15 protein-coding genes and 2 tRNA genes are annotated in these 16,815 nt (G+C 68.9%); 5 read left to right on the top strand and 12 right to left on the bottom strand.

Going from position 1 to position 16,815, the window contains the following annotated elements:
* Positions 1 to 1,281: HNH endonuclease (locus AC1DB8_RS14070; RefSeq protein ID WP_476893371.1), on the top strand; the 1,281-nt coding region annotated here is incomplete at its 5' end.
* Positions 1,282 to 1,379: 98 nt separating this feature from the next.
* Positions 1,380 to 1,754 carry a VOC family protein gene (locus AC1DB8_RS14065; protein ID WP_476893370.1) on the top strand — a complete coding sequence of 125 codons (375 nt, stop codon included), beginning with the start codon at positions 1,380 to 1,382 and terminating at the stop codon, positions 1,752 to 1,754.
* Positions 1,755 to 1,855: 101 nt separating this feature from the next.
* Here the strand turns inward: AC1DB8_RS14065 and leuD are convergent, their stop codons facing one another.
* Both leuD and leuC read right to left on the bottom strand, forming a co-directional pair.
* Complete coding sequence (gene leuD / locus AC1DB8_RS14060; protein WP_441417450.1) at positions 1,856 to 2,458, bottom strand: 3-isopropylmalate dehydratase small subunit; 603 nt, start codon at positions 2,456 to 2,458, stop codon at positions 1,856 to 1,858.
* Between the two features lie 46 nt (positions 2,459 to 2,504).
* Positions 2,505 to 3,959, bottom strand: coding sequence for a 3-isopropylmalate dehydratase large subunit (gene leuC, locus AC1DB8_RS14055; RefSeq protein WP_476893369.1), 1,455 nt, complete (start codon positions 3,957 to 3,959; stop codon positions 2,505 to 2,507).
* A 159-nt stretch (positions 3,960 to 4,118) separates the two neighbouring features.
* Here leuC and AC1DB8_RS14050 point away from each other — a divergent pair, with 159 nt between their 5' ends.
* Together AC1DB8_RS14050 and AC1DB8_RS14045 are read left to right on the top strand one after the other, a co-directional pair.
* Complete coding sequence (locus tag AC1DB8_RS14050) at positions 4,119 to 4,838, top strand: IclR family transcriptional regulator (RefSeq protein WP_175322958.1); 720 nt, start codon at positions 4,119 to 4,121, stop codon at positions 4,836 to 4,838.
* Between the two features lie 47 nt (positions 4,839 to 4,885).
* A complete protein-coding gene (locus AC1DB8_RS14045) occupies positions 4,886 to 5,485 on the top strand; it encodes a DUF1697 domain-containing protein (protein WP_476893368.1) in 600 nt (199 codons plus the stop codon).
* Here the strand turns inward: AC1DB8_RS14045 and AC1DB8_RS14040 are convergent.
* The 4 genes from AC1DB8_RS14040 to AC1DB8_RS14025 all read right to left on the bottom strand — a co-directional run bounded on the left by AC1DB8_RS14040 (position 5,454) and on the right by AC1DB8_RS14025 (position 9,232).
* A complete protein-coding gene (locus AC1DB8_RS14040; RefSeq protein ID WP_476893367.1) occupies positions 5,454 to 7,070 on the bottom strand; it encodes a GTPase in 1,617 nt (538 codons plus the stop codon). The genes AC1DB8_RS14045 and AC1DB8_RS14040 overlap by 32 nt on opposite strands.
* The gene (locus AC1DB8_RS14035) at positions 7,067 to 8,848 is read right to left on the bottom strand and encodes a dynamin family protein (RefSeq protein WP_476893366.1); all 1,782 of its coding nucleotides are present in this window, start codon (positions 8,846 to 8,848) and stop codon (positions 7,067 to 7,069) included. Before AC1DB8_RS14035 ends, AC1DB8_RS14040 begins: the two co-directional genes overlap by 4 nt.
* Positions 8,849 to 8,954: 106 nt before the next feature.
* Positions 8,955 to 9,030 (bottom strand) — tRNA-Glu (locus AC1DB8_RS14030).
* A gap of 130 nt (positions 9,031 to 9,160) precedes the next feature.
* Positions 9,161 to 9,232 (bottom strand) — tRNA-Gln (locus AC1DB8_RS14025).
* A 357-nt stretch (positions 9,233 to 9,589) separates the two neighbouring features.
* Here AC1DB8_RS14025 and AC1DB8_RS14020 point away from each other — a divergent pair.
* On the top strand, positions 9,590 to 11,080 hold the full coding sequence (locus tag AC1DB8_RS14020) for a hypothetical protein (protein ID WP_476893365.1): 1,491 nt from the start codon (positions 9,590 to 9,592) through the stop codon (positions 11,078 to 11,080).
* A gap of 79 nt (positions 11,081 to 11,159) precedes the next feature.
* Here AC1DB8_RS14020 and AC1DB8_RS14015 read toward each other — a convergent pair whose 3' ends face one another.
* The 6 genes from AC1DB8_RS14015 to AC1DB8_RS13990 all read right to left on the bottom strand — a co-directional run bounded on the left by AC1DB8_RS14015 (position 11,160) and on the right by AC1DB8_RS13990 (position 16,814).
* Positions 11,160 to 11,897: an HAD family hydrolase gene (locus AC1DB8_RS14015; protein WP_441417443.1), complete on the bottom strand. Its 738-nt coding sequence runs from the start codon at positions 11,895 to 11,897 to the stop codon at positions 11,160 to 11,162.
* Entirely contained in the window at positions 11,897 to 13,432 is a 1,536-nt protein-coding gene (gltX, locus tag AC1DB8_RS14010) for a glutamate--tRNA ligase (protein WP_476893364.1), read from the bottom strand. Before gltX ends, AC1DB8_RS14015 begins: the two co-directional genes overlap by 1 nt.
* A gap of 119 nt (positions 13,433 to 13,551) precedes the next feature.
* Positions 13,552 to 14,328 carry a fumarylacetoacetate hydrolase family protein gene (locus AC1DB8_RS14005; protein ID WP_441417441.1) on the bottom strand — a complete coding sequence of 259 codons (777 nt, stop codon included), beginning with the start codon at positions 14,326 to 14,328 and terminating at the stop codon, positions 13,552 to 13,554.
* 46 nt (positions 14,329 to 14,374) lie between these two features.
* Positions 14,375 to 15,169, bottom strand: coding sequence for an MBL fold metallo-hydrolase (locus tag AC1DB8_RS14000; RefSeq protein WP_441417440.1), 795 nt, complete (start codon positions 15,167 to 15,169; stop codon positions 14,375 to 14,377).
* A gap of 25 nt (positions 15,170 to 15,194) precedes the next feature.
* On the bottom strand, positions 15,195 to 15,569 hold the full coding sequence (locus AC1DB8_RS13995; protein ID WP_441417439.1) for a DUF1304 family protein: 375 nt from the start codon (positions 15,567 to 15,569) through the stop codon (positions 15,195 to 15,197).
* A gap of 132 nt (positions 15,570 to 15,701) precedes the next feature.
* On the bottom strand, positions 15,702 to 16,814 hold the full coding sequence (locus AC1DB8_RS13990) for a branched-chain amino acid aminotransferase (RefSeq protein ID WP_441417438.1): 1,113 nt from the start codon (positions 16,812 to 16,814) through the stop codon (positions 15,702 to 15,704).
* Position 16,815: the final 1 nt, after the last annotated feature.

Genomic DNA, 16,815 nt, shown 5'->3' with positions numbered 1-16,815 from the left:
AACGCCGTCGCCTTCGACCTGTCCCAGCGCCGCGAACAATCCCTGGCCGGGGTTCCCGCCGACCAGCTTGGCGCCGGCGTCGGCGCGCAGCTCGCCCTCGCCCGGCGCGAATCCCCCGCCAAAGGCGGGAGACTCCTGGGCCTGGCCAACGCCCTCGTCACCGAAATGCCGCACACCCTCGCCGCCCTGGAAACCGGCCAGCTCAACGAATGGCGCGCCACCCTCCTGGTCCGCGAAACCGCCTGCCTGTCCCCCGCGGACCGGGCCGCCGTCGACGATGAACTCGCCCCCGACGCCGGGACCTTCGACGGCGCCGGGGACCGCGCCATCATCGCCGCGGCCCGTGCCGCCGCGCACCGGCGGGACCCGCGCTCCATCACCGGGCGCGCCGGCCGCGCCGAAACCGAACGCCACGTCAGCCTCCGCCCGGCCCCCGACACCATGTGCTACCTCACCGCCCTGCTGCCCGTCGCGGAGGGAGTGGCCGTGCACGCCGCGCTCACCCGGCACGCAGACGCTGCCCGCGCCGCCGGGGATCCCCGTTCCCGGGGCCAGCTGATGGCCGATGCCCTGGTCGAACGCACCACCGGCAAAGCCGGCGGGATCAGCGGCATCGACATCCAGCTCATCATGACCGACCGCACCCTGTTCCAGGCCGACAGCGAACCCGCCAGCCTCCCCGGCTACGGCATCGTCCCAGCAGGGTGGGCCCGGGCCCTGCTGAGGGACGCGGGCACCGGCACTGCGGACGCGGCCGGCGGCTCGGCCGGCGAACGCGCCTTCGCCCTCTGGGTCCGCCGGCTCTACACCGCGCCGGCCACCGGCGAACTCGTGGCCATGGACTCCCGCGCCCGGATCTTCCCGCCCGGGCTGCGCCGGTTAATCCAGGCCCGGGACGACACCTGCCGGACCCCGTACTGCGACGCCCCGATCCGCCACCTGGACCACATCATCCCCTGGCACACCGGCGGCGCAACCACAGCAGCCAACGGCGCCGGACTCTGCGAAGCCTGCAACCACACCAAAGAAACCCCCGGCTGGAACGCACAACCCCGCCCCGGACCCCGGCACACCCTCCAACTCACCACCCCCACCGGCCACAGCTACCACTCCACCGCCCCGCCACTACCGGGAACCGACGCCACCTGCCGGCCGCAACCGCACTCCGGAGAGGACAGGGACACCAACGACCCTCCAAAGCCTCCACTCCAGAACAGAATGCTCAGGCACCGGGCCAAGGCCATCATGGTCGTCCGCCTTGCGACGCGACTGGCTGCATAAACATGCCGCCCGGCCACGGCGTTGTATGGACATTTGCGTCCGTGGTTGGTCGAAGGCCCCCTTGTCCACGGCAGGGGGTGCTGGGCTATCGTGGGGCCATGCCAAGCCAACTAGCCGCCATTGCAATCGACGCCGTCCGGCCAAAGGTGGTGGCCGACTTCTGGTGCGCCGTCCTCGACTGGCATGTTGTCGAAGACGATAGCGACATCATCAGCATCGCGCCCCGGGACAAGTCCCGGCCTTCCATCGATGTGATCGCAGTGCCCGAGAGCAAGAAGGTCAAGAACCGGCTGCACTTCGACCTGCGGGCTGACGGTGTATCCACCGCCGAGGAGCTGGAACGCCTGCTCGCCCTCGGGGCGCGGCGCACGGACGTGGGCCAGGGCCCGGACGTGAGCTGGGTGGTACTGGCTGATCCCGAGGGCAACGAGTTCTGCCTGCTGTCCAGAACAGTCCAGGACGTCGAAGACTGAGGAATCGTGAGTGAGCCCTGGGCCGCTTACAGCAACGCAAAAGTGCCGCCGTCGGGTCTCACAACCCGACGGCGGCACTCGTACAACTGCAGCAACCGCCCCTAGGACAGCTTGGCTGGCAGCGTCGTGGGCTTGAACGACGGCCTCGTGGCCTCGTAAGCGGTGATGTCTTCCTCGTGCTGCAGGGTCAGGCCGATGTCGTCGAGCCCCTCAAGCAGGCGCCAGCGGGTGTAGTCGTCGATTTCGAACGGCGCGACCACGTTGCCGCATTCGACCGTTTTGGAGACCAGGTCAACCCTGACCTCGGTGCCGGGAGCGTTTTCCAGCACTTTCCAGATCAGTTCGATGTCGTCCTGCGCCAGTTCGGCGGCCAGTAATCCCTGCTTGCCCGAGTTGCCGCGGAAGATGTCCGCGAAGCGGGAGGACAGCACGGCCTTGAAGCCATAGTCCTTCAGCGCCCAGACGGCGTGCTCGCGTGAGGAGCCCGTGCCGAAGTCCGGTCCGGCGACCAGAACGGAGCCGGCGCTGAACGGTTCCTGGTTCAGGATGAACGCCGGGTCCTTGCGCCAGGCCGAGAACAGTGCGTCCTCGAACCCTGTCCGGGTGATGCGCTTGAGGTAGACGGCGGGGATGATCTGGTCAGTGTCGACGTTGCTCTGGCGCAGCGGGACACCGATTCCGGTGTGGGTGGTGAACTTTTCCATGGCGGATCCTTCGTGGCTGTGTGGATCGGTGCAGTCGGGGTGGGCGCTACACCGAGGCGGAACGGCGGCCAGCGGATGCGGACACAGGGTCCAGGTCCGACGGCGAGCTCAGCGTGCCGCGGACCGCCGTCGCCGCTGCCACGACGGGCGAGACGAGGTGGGTGCGTCCGCCCTTGCCCTGGCGTCCTTCGAAGTTGCGGTTGGATGTGGAGGCGCAACGCTCCCCCACCTCCAGCTGGTCCGGGTTCATGCCCAGGCACATTGAGCAGCCGGCAAAGCGCCACTCCGCACCGAAGTCGGTGAAGACTTTGTCCAGTCCCTCGGCCTCTGCCTCGAGCCGGACGCGGGCGGAACCGGGCACCACCAGCATCCGGATGTCCGGGTCCTTGGTCCGGCCGCGGATGATGTCCGCCGCCGCCCGGAGGTCCTCCATCCGGGAGTTGGTGCAGGAGCCCAGGAATACGGTATCGACCCGGATGTCCTTCATTGGCGTGCCGGCTTCAAGGCCCATGTACTGCAGCGCGCGTTCCGCGGCGGCCTTGGCGTTCTCGTCGCCGAAGTCAGCGGGCGAGGGCACCTTGGCGGACAGGGAAACACCCTGGCCCGGGTTGGTCCCCCACGTCACGAACGGTTCCAGCGTGTCGGCGTCGAGGTCCACCTCGGCGTCGAACGTCGCGTCGTCGTCGGTCCGCAGCGTGTTCCAGTATTCGACGGCGGCGTCCCAGTCCGCGCCCTGGGGCGCGTGCGGGCGGCCGTGCATGTAGTCGTAGGTGGTCTGGTCCGGGGCGACCAGTCCGGCGCGGGCGCCGGCCTCGATGGACATGTTGCAGATGGTCATCCGGGCTTCCATCGACAATGCCCGGATCGCGGAACCACGGTATTCCAGTACGTAGCCCTGCCCGCCGCCGGTGCCGATCTTGGCGATGACGGCCAGGATGATGTCCTTGGCGCTCACACCGGGGCGCAGCGTGCCCTCAACGTTAATTGCCATGGTCTTGAAGGGCTTGAGCGAGAGCGTCTGGGTGGCCATGACGTGCTCCACCTCGGAGGTGCCGATGCCCATGGCGAGCGCCCCGAAAGCCCCATGGGTTGACGTGTGCGAGTCGCCGCAGACCACGGTCATGCCGGGCTGGGTGAGGCCCAGCTGCGGGCCGACCACGTGCACGATCCCCTGCTCGGCGTCACCCAGGGAGTGCAGGCGGACGCCGAACTCCTTGCAGTTGTTCCGCAGGGTCTCGATTTGGGTCCGGCTGGTGAGGTCCGCGATTGGCTTGTCGATGGCCAGCGTGGGAGTGTTGTGGTCCTCGGTGGCGATGGTGAGGTCCGGCCGGCGCAGCTTGCGGCCGGCGAGCCGCAGGCCCTCGAAAGCCTGCGGGGACGTCACCTCATGCACGAGGTGGAGGTCAATGAAGAGGAGATCCGGCTGGGCGTTGGCGCCTTCGCCGTCCCCCTTGCGCACCACGTGTGCGTCCCAGACTTTCTCGGCCAATGTCTTTGCCACGGCCTGCTCCCTTCACTGCTGTTTTGCCGCGTGACTGTCTCTATCGCTTCGCGACGGTCCCGTTCCGGCTGGTTGTTGATCTCCACTGAATCAGCACTGCCGTCAAATATGCCAGCGCAATGATTTGCATCTCAGATATTGAGACGGCAATATCATTACATGGACAATTCTAGTGGCGTCGGCGTCATCGATAAAGCGGCCCATGTACTCGACGCGCTCGAGGCCGGCCCCACCACCCTGGCGCAGCTCGTTGCGGCCACCGGGCTCGCGCGGCCTACGGTGCACCGCCTCGCGCTGGCGCTCGTCCACCACCGCCTGGTGAGCCGCGACATCCAGGGCCGCTTCGTGCTCGGCAGCCGGCTGGTCGAACTCGCCTCCGCAGCCGGCGAAGACCGGCTGATCGCTTCCGCCGGTCCGGTGCTGATGCAGCTGCGCGACGCCACCGGCGAGAGCGCCCAGATCTTCCGCCGCCAGGGCGACTGGCGCGTCTGCGTCGCCTCCGCCGAGCGGCCCATCGGCCTCAGGGACACCATCCCGGTCGGCACCCAGCTCTCCATGAAGGCAGGCTCCGCCGCCCAGGTACTGCTGGCTTGGGAAGACCACGACCGCCTGCTCGAAGGCCTCCAGGCCGCCCGCTTCACGCCCACCGTCCTGGCCGGAGTACGACGCCGGGGCTGGGCACAGAGCCTCGGCGAACGCGAGCCGGGGGTCGCCTCCGTTTCGGCGCCGGTCCGGGGCCCGTCCGGACGGGTGATCGCCGCCGTCTCTATTTCCGGCCCGATCGAACGCCTGACCCGCCAGCCCGGCCGCCTGCACGCCGAGGTGGTCTGCAACGCCGCCCGGGTCCTGACCGAGGCGCTGCGCAAGACCAACGACTAACGCCCCCTGCGCGGGGGAACGCTGGACATCGCAGTTAGGCTGTGGCCATGAACAGCTATGCGGTCTTCCTCCGCGGCGTCAACGTGGGCGGAATCAATATCAAGATGGCCGAGCTCAAAGAGGCCCTCAAGTCACGTCCGTTTTCGGCCGTGAAAACGCTTTTGGCCAGCGGCAACGTGGTGCTGGCCAGTGAGCTTCCGGCGGCCGGCGTGAAAGCCGAGTTCGAGGCCTGCCTCCGGGAGACTTTCGGCTACGACGCCTGGGTGGTGGTGCTGGAAGCCTCCCGGGTTGCCGAACTCGTCGACGCCTGCCCCTACCCGGCGGACGACACCGCGACGCACAGCTATGTCACCCTCTCCTCTGATACCGGGATACTTTCCGAGCTGTTCGACGCCGGCAGCGCCCTCGAGGGGGTGGAGCTGACGCGGCTGGGGCCCGAGGCCGTGGCGTGGCTGGCTCCCGCCGGCGGCACCCTCGACAGCCCCTTCAGCAAGCTCTCCGCCAAGGCCAAGTACAAGGCCAGCACCACGACGCGCAACCTGAGGACCCTGGTCAAGGTCCGCGACGCCGCTGAACTCCTGGCGACTGGCTGGGCGGCTGACTGTCTGAGCGGCGTCAGCCTGCCGCGGATTTCAAGGCGGCATTGAAGGACTTGAGCCTGCTGATCTCCAGTTCCACCGGATCCACCACCAGTTCCTCCGCGACGGCGGCGACCGCGGCCTGGAGCCGCTTCCTGGCGGCCGCCGCACGGGCGCGCGCCGCGGCGCCGGCAATGAATCTTGCTGCGAGGGCCAGCACGATGCCCAGCAGCACTCCCCCGGCCACCATGATGGTGGGGACGGGCCAGCCCTCGATTCGCGGAATCTCCGGCACGGGCAGCTGGAAGTAGCCCAGCGCGGCCAGCACCCCCAGCCAGCCCAGGCCGCCGAGCGCAACGAGCAGCCCCAGCCACTGGACCACGTTGAAGGCGGTCCACCACCAGGAACTGCGCCCGGCTTTAAGATCAGTGCCGGCGATCGCCTGGTCCAGAGCGTCCGGTAGCTGCTCTCTCCCCTCGCGGGCGGCACCGCGGATGACCGCGCGCCAGGGCCCCGGCGCGCCGTCGGACGCGGCGTCGGCAAACTCCCGCACGGCGGCGTCGGTGCGGGCCCGCTCCGGGGCCCCGGCCGGCGGCAGCGAGGTACGGTTCAGCTCCGGGCGCGCCTGGGTCCGTCGCAGGTTCAGCCGCCGCAGCGGATCGGGCCGGAACCGGACCAGCCAGCGCGTCACCGGCCAACCGGTGCGGCGCGTTGCCTCCTGCCGGTAGGACCGTGCCACGGCATCTACCACCAGCGGCACGTTCGCGGCGACGGCCAACTCCCCGGCCAGCCGCTCCCGGGTGGTTCCCTTGACGCCCGCAGCCTCGCCCGCACCCGAAGCCTCGGCAAGCCGCGCGGAGGCCCTGTCGACATCCGCGGCGAGCCTTTGCGAGAGCGCCAGCCGCTGCATGACCACCTGGCGGATGGCGGCCCGGACCTTGTCCACGCCGGTGCCGACAACGGCCGAGGCGCCCAGCACCTGGACTTTGCCCAGGCCGTCCCGCGCCAGGATGCCCTTCAGGGATTCCAGCACCGGCCGGACCTCATGTTCGGGCAGGCGGTCCACCTGGTTGAGCACCACGAGTGTGACGGCCGCGTGCGAGGCCAGCGGGGCCAGGAAGTCAATGTGCACCGCGGCGTCGGCGTACTTTTGTGGATCCAGCACCCACACCAGGACGTCCACGAGGCCCACCATGCGCTGCACGATCTCCCGGTTTTCGGCGCGGGTCGAGTCGAAGTCCGGCAGGTCCAGCAGAATCAGCCCGGTGGTCTCGTCGGCGAATCCGGGGACCGCCGCGGCGTGGTGCCGGGTACGGACGTCCAGCCAGTCGAGAAGTCCGTCGCTGCCCTCGGCACCCCAGATGCCGGCCAACGGCTCGGAGGTGGTGGGGCGCCGTGCCGCTGCGGTCGCGATTTCTTCGCCGCTGACAGCGTTGAAGAGCGATGATTTGCCGCTGCCGGTCGCGCCGAAGAAGCCCACCACGGTGTGGTCAGCCGAGAGCGAGCGGCGGGAACTCGCCCGTTCCAGGACCCCGAGCACCTCGGCCAGGGTCTCCTCGGGCAGGGCGCCCGCGGCGAGCTCCCGGGCCTCGTTGAGGGCCTCCAGCCGGCGGTGCAGCTGCGAGGCCTGCTTGGCGGCGGTGTGGCGGTTCATGCCGAGGCCGCCAGCCGGCCGAGCGCAGCGGCCTGCTCCGCGAGGATCGCCGGAGGCACTCCGTCGGGCACCTCCAGCCGTGCCAGGAAGCGCTGCTGCTCTGCCTGCAACAGCCGCCGGCAGCGCACCTGCAGATCCTCGCGCGCCGTCTTAGCCAGCCGGCGTACCGCATCCTCGCCGAAGACGGCTTCAAGCACGCGCTGGCCCACGACGGCGGTTCCGCCGGCCACACCGATCTCCAGGCCGGTCAGGCCCGCGGTCATCGAGAAGACCACGATCATCAGTGCCGCGCCGAGACCGTTGATGCCAAAGGAGAGCCAGCGTGCCTGGCTCCGTTTGCCTTGGCCTTCGGTCCGGATCAGCTCCATCAGGCTGCCTTGCCAGGCCCGGATCTCGGCGGCCACGGCGTCGGCGAAGCCCTCGCTGGTGCCGGAGAGGTCGTCGGTGCCCAGAAGTTGGCGGCCGGCCGGGTCGGAGCGCCAGCGCTGGTCGGCGTCTTCGGCGGCGTTGGCGGCCTCGTCAAGGATGACAGCCTGCAGGCCTGTTTCGATCGCAGTTTCCACCCGCACGGCCGGGGTGGGTTCGCCCCGGAAGAAGGCGCCCATCCGGTCCCGCAGCCGGCCTATGTTCTGCTCCATGACGCGGAAGAACTCGCCGGTGCCCACAAAGTCCTGCCAGCGGGCAAGGACTTCACCGCGCAGCAGGGCGCCGTCGCGGGTTGCGTCGAGGATCCGGCCGACGGCGTCCTCGTACGCGCTGCTGGCGTCCGTGGCCAGCAGCCCGGCAGCGCGGTGCTGGGCGGCCACAGCGTCCGCGACGGCCTCGACCCGGCCGCCCAGCGCCTTGACCGTGCCGTTGAGCGTCCGGCGGGCAATCGCCGCGCGGCCGGCCGCGTCGGCGGCAAGTTCCTGGAGCCAGCTGCGCAGCGGCGCGACGGCGTCGACGGGCAGCATCCCCATGGCGTCCAGCGCCACCTCGGGCACGACGAAGAGCCGCGCGGAACCCAGGCCTTCGCGGCTGAGCATGGCCTGGAGATCCGCGCTGACCTCCTCCTCTGCCGCCGCCGGCACGCGGTCAAGAACGATGGCCACCATGATGTCGCGAGAGGCGGCGTCCAGCAGCAGGCGCCAAGGGACGGCGTCGGCGTAGCGGTTGGCAGTGGTGACGAACACCCACAGGTCGGCGGCCGCGAGGAGCTGACCGGCGAGCCGGCGGTTGTCATCCGAGATGGAGTCGACGTCGGGGGCATCCAGCAGAGCGATGCCTTGCGGGACGGCCGGGTCCGCGGCGAGCACCAGGGAGGTGACGGCGGCGGCGTCCGGGGTGGGGCCCGCCTGATGTGCGGGCAGCGGCGCGGCGACCACCGTTCCGCGGATTCGGCTCAGGCTCGGCAGCACGCGCTGGTCCTCGAACCATTCGGCGTCGCCGGGGTGGTGCAACAAAATGGGCTGGCGGGTGGTCGGGCGGATCGCCCCTGCCCGGGTCACCGGGTGGCCCACCAGGCCGTTAACCAGCGTGGACTTGCCCGCGCCGGTTGAACCGCCGACGACGGCGAGCAACGGCGCATCCAGGCTGCGGTAGCGGGGCAGGATGTAGTCATCCAGCTGGGCCAGGACCTGGCGGATGTCGAGCCGCGCGGTATCGGCCCCGGGCAACGCCAGGGGCAACGACACCGTGGACAGTTCCCGCCGCACAGCCTCAAGCAACTCGACGGCGGCGCCCTGGCTTGCGGCGGGGGTCTGCGGTCCGGGGAGGCCGGTGCTTTCGTTGGAGCTCACTGCATCATCATGCCAGTTGGGCCGGGCGGGGCACGGCCGCCGGCGTCCAGGAGGTTGGTCGCGGCAACGGAAAACGGCCCCGGGCTGATGCCCGGGACCGTTTCGATGGTGACCCCAGCGGGATTCGAACCCGCGTTACCGCCGTGAGAGGGCAGCGTACTAGGCCGCTATACGATGGGGCCAGGTACTTTCCAAACAGCATCTCTGCCGTTCAAGCCAAGTCAGTATTTCATAAACTCGGCGCGGGTTCCAAATCGGCCAGGCCGCTTTGGAACCCCTGATTCACCGCGGAAAACCGCGGATTATTCAGAGCTGGGATACCAGGACTCGAACCTAGAATGACGGTACCAGAAACCGTAGTGTTGCCAATTACACCATATCCCAATGGAACCTTCGGGCCGGTTCCGCAGGTCGAAACCCGCGCTCCCAGCGCCTCAGCACGAGTAATTACTTTACCCGAGAGTTTTCCCTTGCACAAATCGGTGGCGCCGCCTCGGCCCGCACCGCCGCCAGCACCCCCTCCCGACCCTTCCAAGCGTCGCTTTTTGGGATTCCTCCGCAAAAACCCTTGCCAATCCGGCTCCGCCAAGTTTACGCTCGGTAAGTTACCAACGAGTAACAACCCCCTCCCCCACTCAATTGCGGGCAGAATAACGGCCAATTTTGGATGTTAGCTGCATCACAGTTGCGGGGGGCCGGCAGCAGAGCCGTTGCCGGCGAGATCGTCGAGAGGAACAACCCGTGTCACAGAGTCGTGCCGCTACCGTCCCAACCCGCACCCGGGCGCAACAGATCGCCATCGCCATCCTGGCCCTCCTGCTGATCGCGCTACTGGGGTTCTACACCCTGGTAACCGGACGCATCACGGACGGATCCGCGAGGCTCAATGACGGGGCCGGACTGGCCTCTGCCGGGGCACAGCAGTTGAAGGATGGCGCAGGCAAACTTGCCACCGGCGCCGGACAGGCCGACGTTGGCGCCGGCAAACTCTCGGAGGGCGCCGCGAAGATCCAGGTCGGGATCGCGGACAAGCTCGCCCCCGGCGCGGAGAAGCTGCAGGCCGGAGCCCAAAGCCTCGCCACCGGGGCCGTCAAGATCCAGACGGACGTCAACAACAAACTGGCACCCGGCGTCTACAAGGTGGACGACGGCGCGCAGAAGCTTGCCGCCGGGGCGGTGCAGCTCTCCGCCGCCCTGACGCCCACCGCTTCCGGCACGGCGCCGAACAACCTCGCCGACGGCGCCACCCAGCTCGACGCCGGGGCGGCCAAACTGGCCGACGGGACCGGCCGCCTCGCTGCCGGCGCCACTCAGTTGAAAGCCGGGACCGACCAGCTGAAGGCGGGTACCAACCAGCTGAAGGGCTACCGCGGAGCGAACAACAATCCTGAAGCCGGCACCGGAACCGCCGCGCTGGCCCAGGCGCTTGAGCTGCTGCAGGCGGCCGCCAACGACCCGGTCCAGGGGCTCGTGCCGCTGGCAGTGGTCAAGGACAAGATTGCGAAGATCCTCGCCGGCGCCCAGCGGCTGGATGCCGGCGCGTCCCAGCTCCAAGGCGGCGCGGGCCGGCTCCAGTCCGGCGCCGGCCAGCTGGAGGCCGGGAGCGCCCAGTTGAACACCGGAGCGGGCCAGCTCCACGCCGGAACCGGGAAGCTGACGGCCGGATTCGCCACCCTGGCCGGCAAACTCAACAGCCGCGATCCCAACAGCCCCGGCGTCGTCCTGGGCACCGAACTGCTGGCCGCCGGCACAGCCAAGATCCGGGTCGGCATGGACGGCGTTCCGGGCGATCCCGAACACCCCGGCCTGCTCAAGGCCACCGCCAGGATGACTGATGGAACCTCCCGGCTGGCGGACGGCACGCAGGCGCTGCACACCGGAATTGCCGGGGACCCCGCGGATCCGGCCAACCCCGGCCTGCTGAAGGGCTCCACGGCCCTCGCCAGCGGAGCATCGCAGCTCTCCGAGGGCAGCACCAAGCTGGCCTCGGGCTCCACCCAGCTGTCCACCGGCGCCGGCAAGCTCGCCGACGGGAACGCCCGGCTGGCGGCAGGCACCGGAACGCTGTACTCCAGCGCAGCTGCGGTGTCGCCGTCGAACATGATCAAGGCTGACGTGGCAGTGGCCCTGGGTCTCGTGGCGCTCCTCGGACTGGGCGCTGTGGGCGCCTACCTGGCGCTGCGGAACCGGCGACTGGCACAGGAACGGCGTCTCGCGCAGGAAGCGGCTTAGCCCGTCACGCAGACGGCCCCGCCGGAGGATTGGATCCTCCGGCGGGGCCGTTTTGTTGTGGCGACAGGCGCCGGCAAGCTCACGCCAGCAGCTCCAGCAGCGAACCGATCTCGCGCCCGGAGAAGCCTGCGGCGGGCTCCCCGCCGCGGTTCAGCCACACGCCCAGCAGGCCCGCCGCCGTCGAGCCTTCCGCGTCGAGAAGCCGGTTGTCGCCGACATACAGCGTTTCGCCGGCCCCGGTTCCGAGCCGGCGCACCCCTTCGAGGTAGATCGCGGGATCCGGCTTGGGCACGCCGACCGTGTCCGTGCCCACGAGGACGCCGATGCGCCCCAGCCCGGCGGCGTCCAGCTTCACCCGCTGGTAGTCGTGCACATTGTTGCTCACCGCCCCGTACGGAACTCCGGCGGCGTCGAGCGCGTCCAGCAGCGGTGCCACGTCGTCAAAGGCACGGATGTAGCTGTGCTGGCGGCTGGCGTAGGAGCTCACCCAGTGGTGGGCCTGCTCGCCCTCCTCGAGTTCGACGCCGAAGTGCCCCAGCGCGGCCCGGCCGCGCAGCAGCCGTTGTTCGTTGAAGCTCAGTTCGCCGGCCAGGTAGCGGTCGTAGAAATGGGTCGTCTCCCGCGTGAAGATCCGCCCGAACCGCTCCCAGCCGGCCTCGTCGAGACCGGGAAGGAGGTGCTCGCTGACATCCCGCAGGGCGGTCGTCATCGCGAACTCGAGGTCCACGAGGGTGTCGTCGATGTCGAATAGCACCCCGCGGATGCCGTCCAGACCGGCGGCGAGGATCCCGCTCCCGGACCCGGACCCGCCGTTCATCAGCCGCGGAACGCGCGCAGGCGGGCCAGGGACGAATCCTTGCCCAGGATGACCATGGACTCGAACAGCGGCGGCGAGATCCGGCGCCCGGAGATGGCCGTGCGGACCGGGCCGAACGCCAGGCGCGGTTTCACGCCCAGGCCTTCCACCAGGGCCTCCTTGAGGGCGGCCTGGATGTTGTCCGCGGTCCAGTCGGCCACGGGTTCCAGCGCTGCCAGGGCCGCGTCGAGCACCTCGGTCAGGTTCTCCGGGAGGCCCTTGCGGGCGTCGTCGGCGACGTCGATCGCGTCGTCGGCCTTGAACAGGAAGGCCAGCATCTCAGGCGCTTCGCCGAGCAGCGAGATGCGCTCCTGGATCAGCGGCGCTGCTTCCGCGAGGATCTCCTCCTCACGGGCGCTCAGCTGCTCCCCGACCAGGCCGGCGGACTGCAGGTAGGGAACCAGGCGGCCGCGGAAGTCCTCCGGGTCCAGCATGCGGATGTGCGTGCCGTTAATCGCTTCGGCCTTCTTGATGTCGAAGCGGGCCGGGTTGGCCAGCACGTCATTGACGTCGAAGTTTTCGATCAGCTGTTCAACGGTGAAGATGTCCTCGTCCGCGGAGAGGCTCCAGCCCAGCAGGGACAGGTAGTTCAGCAGGCCTTCGGGAATGAAGCCGCGGTCCCGGAGCAGGAAGAGGTTGGACTGTGGGTCGCGCTTGGAGAGCTTCTTGTTGCCCTCGCCCATGACGTACGGCAGGTGCCCGAAGACCGGCAGGTAGCTGGCGACGCCGATCTCCATGAGCGCGCGGATCAGGACGACCTGGCGGGGCGTGGAGGAGAGCAGGTCCTCGCCGCGCAGCACGTGCGTGATACCCATCAGGGCGTCGTCGACCGGGTTGACCAGGGTGTAGAGCGGCGAGCCGTCGGCACGGACGATCACGTAGTCGGGGATGCTGCCGGCCTTGAAGGTGATCTCGCCACGGACCATGTCGGTGAAGGTGACGTCCTCGTCGGGCATCCGCACGCGCAGTACGGGCTTGCGGCCCTCGGCCTTGAACGCAGCGAGCTGTTCCTCGGACAGGTTCCGGTCGAAGTTGTCGTAGCCCAGCTTGGGGTCGCGGCCGGCGGCGCGGTGGCGGGCTTCGACTTCCTCCGGGGACGAGTAGCACTCGTAGGCGTAGCCGGCCTCCAGGAGCTTGGCCACGACGTCCTTGTAGAGGTCCAGGCGCTGGGACTGGCGGTACGGCTCGTGCGGGCCGCCCACTTCCACGCCCTCTTCCCAGCTGATGCCGAGCCACTTGAGCGCCTCGAGCAGCTGCTGGTAGCTCTCCTCCGAGTCGCGTGCCGCGTCCGTGTCCTCGATGCGGAACACGAAGGTGCCCTTGGTGTGCTTCGCGTGGGCCCAGTTGAAGAGGGCCGTGCGGATCAAGCCGACGTGCGGGGTGCCGGTCGGCGACGGGCAGAACCGGACGCGGACCGGGGTTTCGGCGGTGACTTCACGGGTCATTTCCGTGGTGGCGGTGCTGGAGGCGGCGTCGGGCGCAGAAGGAGTAGTCATAGTGGTACCAACTTTACCGCGTGCCCGCCGTCGGATTCCGCTGCGGAAACGGACAGCCGCACCGTGGGTCCACGGTGCGGCTGTCCGAAATCGGCGCGGTTTTGTTCCGCGCTGGGCGGTTAGCGGCGGACTACCGGGTTGGAGAGGCGGCCGATGCCCTCGATCTCGACCTCGAACCGGTCTCCTGCCTTGACCAGGCCGACGCCGGCCGGGGTGCCGGTCATGATGACGTCGCCGGGGAGCAGGGTGAAGGCCTGCGAGACGATGGAAACGAGTTCGCGGACGCCGCGGATCATCTGGCTGGTGCTGCCGTCCTGGCGGAGCTCGCCGTTAAGCCGGCCCTGGATCTGCAGGTCCTCGGTGTCCAGTTCGGTCTCGATCCACGGCCCCAGCGGCGCCGAGGTGTCAAAGCCCTTCGCCCGTGCCCACTGCAGGTCGGTCTTCTGGACGTCCCGGGCGGTGAGGTCGTTGCCGCAGGTGTAGCCGAAGACGACGTCGTCGACGCGCTCCTCCGGGACGTCCTTGCAGATCCGGCCGATCACGACGCAGAGCTCGGCTTCGAAGGAGACCTCCTCGGAGAACTCCGGCAGGATGATTGGATCGTTGGGCCCGATCACCGAGGTGTTGGGCTTGAGGAAGAGCAGCGGCTGCGCCGGCACCTCGTTGCCGAGCTCGCGGGCGTGTTCCACAAAGTTGCGCCCGACGCCGATGACCTTGCTGCGCGGGATGATCGGGGCGAGGAGGCGGACGTCCTCCAGCTTGTGCTTGACGGCGGTCCGCTCCACACCGTGGAAGAAGGGGTCACCATTGATGACAGTGACTTCCTCACTGCCGGGCTGGCCCTCAACAATGCCGTACATGGGATCAGAATCGACTACAAACCGGGCGATACGCATGGTTCCTAGCGTACCGTCTCAGGCGGCAAGCCCCGGGCTGCGCGATTCAGGAGGGGCCACGTGAGCGCAGGTAATCGAGTTGGGCGGCGACGGACAGTTCCGCCGCGGGCCGGACAGCCGGGTCGACGGCGGCGTAGACGGCGTCGGCCACTTCTTCGACGCCCGCCTCCGCTCCGAGCCCGGCGAGGGCGGCGCGGATCTGGGCCAAGCGGTCCTGCCGGTGGTCCCGGTAGGCGCGGACGATGCTGTCCAGCGCCGGAAGCATGGGGCCGTGGGCGGGCAGGACGGTGGCCGGACCCAGGCTTTCCAGCCGGTCCAGGGACTCGAGGTAGTCCCCCAGCTTGCCGTCGGGGTAATCCAGGACGGTGGTGCCGACGCCTAAGATCGTGTCCCCGGTGAGGACGGCGCCGTGGGCTCCGTCCTGGGGCAGGTGGAAGCAAACCGAGTCGGAGGTGTGGCCAGGTGTCGCCAGCACACGGATTTCCACCCCGGCGGCATGCAGCACCTCGCCCTCCCGAAGCGGCTCTCCCCCGTGGCAGTGTGCGGGGTCTGCGGCGCGGACGGGGGCTCCGGTGAGTTCGGCGAAGCGTGCCGCGGCCGCGGTGTGGTCGGCGTGGCGGTGCGTAATGAGGATCAGTTCGACGGCGCCGTACTGGGTCAGTTCGCGCAGGTGGTCTTCGTCGAGGGGTCCCGGATCCACCACCACGACGCCGGCCGAGCCGGGGGCGGCCACGACGTAGGAGTTGGTGCCGTGCAGGCTCATCGGACCCGGGTTCGGGGCAAGGCGGAACCGCGTCAGCTCGGTGCTGCGGACCAGGGCGCGGGCATCATCGGGAATCACTCTTCCATCTTCCCACCGGGGACGCTCAAAGGAGCAGCAGGACGACAATGACGGCGGGCAGAAGGGCCTCGGCGAGGGCGCTGGCCCAGAGCCGGCGCTCGGACAGGACCAGAATGATGCCCAGCAGGACGTGGCCGACGGCGGTGAATAACAGGAGGGTTCGGCCGGCCGCCGGCTCCGCACCGGTCAGCATGAGCGCACCGATAATCGCGCCCACGCCCCAGATCATGTTGTAGAAGCCGAGGTTGAAGGTCCACATCCGCACCGCCGCGACGTCTTCCGGTTCGATCAGGAAGAGCCGGTAGAACCGCTGTTCACGGAAGAAAAACGACTCCAGGATGCCGACGGCGATCAGGACGATCCCGAAAACGATGCCCAGAACCTGTATCAGCCCAGTCATGGCTCCAGTGTGGCGCTGCGGCCGGCAGGAAAACAGGGACTTCCGGACCTTAAGGGTGTGTTGGCTGGCGGCCGCAAACTGCGGCGGCCCGCACCCGAAGGTGCGGACCGCCGTCGTACTTGTTGCTGCGGGCTACGCCAGGCGGGTCAGCCAGCCGTGCGTGTCCTCCACGGTCCCGGTCTGGATGCCGAGCAGCTGCTGGCGGATGGCCATGGTGGTCTCGCCGGCCTTGGCGTCCTCGGAGCCGATGAACTCGGTATCGTCCTTGAGCACGCCGATCGGGGTGATGACGGCTGCGGTGCCGCAGGCGAAGACCTCGGTGATCTCGCCGGAGGCGACGCCGTCGCGCCACTCATCCAGGGTGATCTTGCGCTCGGTGACCTCGCGGCCCATGTCCCGGGCGACCTGCATCACGGAGGAGCGGGTGACGCCCTCCAGGATGGTCCCGGACAGCGCGGGGGTCACCAGCGAGCCGTCCTTCATCACGAAGAAGACGTTCATTCCGCCGAGTTCCTCGACGGCGTTGTCGTTGAACTGGTCCAGGAACAGGACCTGCTTGCAGCCGTGCGCCTCGGCTTCCTGCTGCGCAATGAGGGAGGCTGCATAGTTGCCGCCGCACTTGGCGGCGCCGGTGCCGCCGCGGCCGGCACGGGCGTATTCGCGGGAGATCCAGATGGAAACCGGCTTCAGTTCGCCGCCGAAGTAGTTGCCGGCCGGAGAGGCGATGACGCGGAACGACACTTCGCGGGCAGCCCGGACGCCCAGGAAGGCCTCGGTAGCGATCATGAAGGGGCGCAGGTAGAGGGCCTCGCCGTCGCCGGAAGGGACCCATTCCCGGTCCACGGACACGAGCTCGCGGATGGCGGTAAGGAAGTATTCCTCCGGAAGCTCCGGGAGGGCGAGCCGGCGCGCAGACTTGTTCAGGCGCGCGGCGTTTGCTTCGGGCCGGAACGTCCAGATGGAGCCGTCGGCGTGGCGGTAGGCCTTGAGCCCTTCGAAGATCTCCTGGCCGTAGTGAAGGACCGCTGCGGAAGGATCAAGCATGATGGGACCGTAGGGTTCGATCCGCGGATCGTGCCAGCCGCCTTTGCCCTCGGCGTCGACGCTGTAGTCGACGATCGCGGTGTGGTCGGTGAAATGGTCGCCGAATCCCGGGTTGGCCAGGATGGCTGCACGCTCTTCAGCGGACTTCGGGGTTGCCGAGAGCCGCTGGCTGAATTCGACGCCATGGGCAGTCTGGGTCATG

The sequence above is a fragment of the Arthrobacter sp. 10N410 genome, from assembly GCF_056394945.1.
The sequence above is the reverse complement of the archived record's forward strand: the minus strand, read 5'-3'. Positions and strand labels throughout refer to the sequence as shown.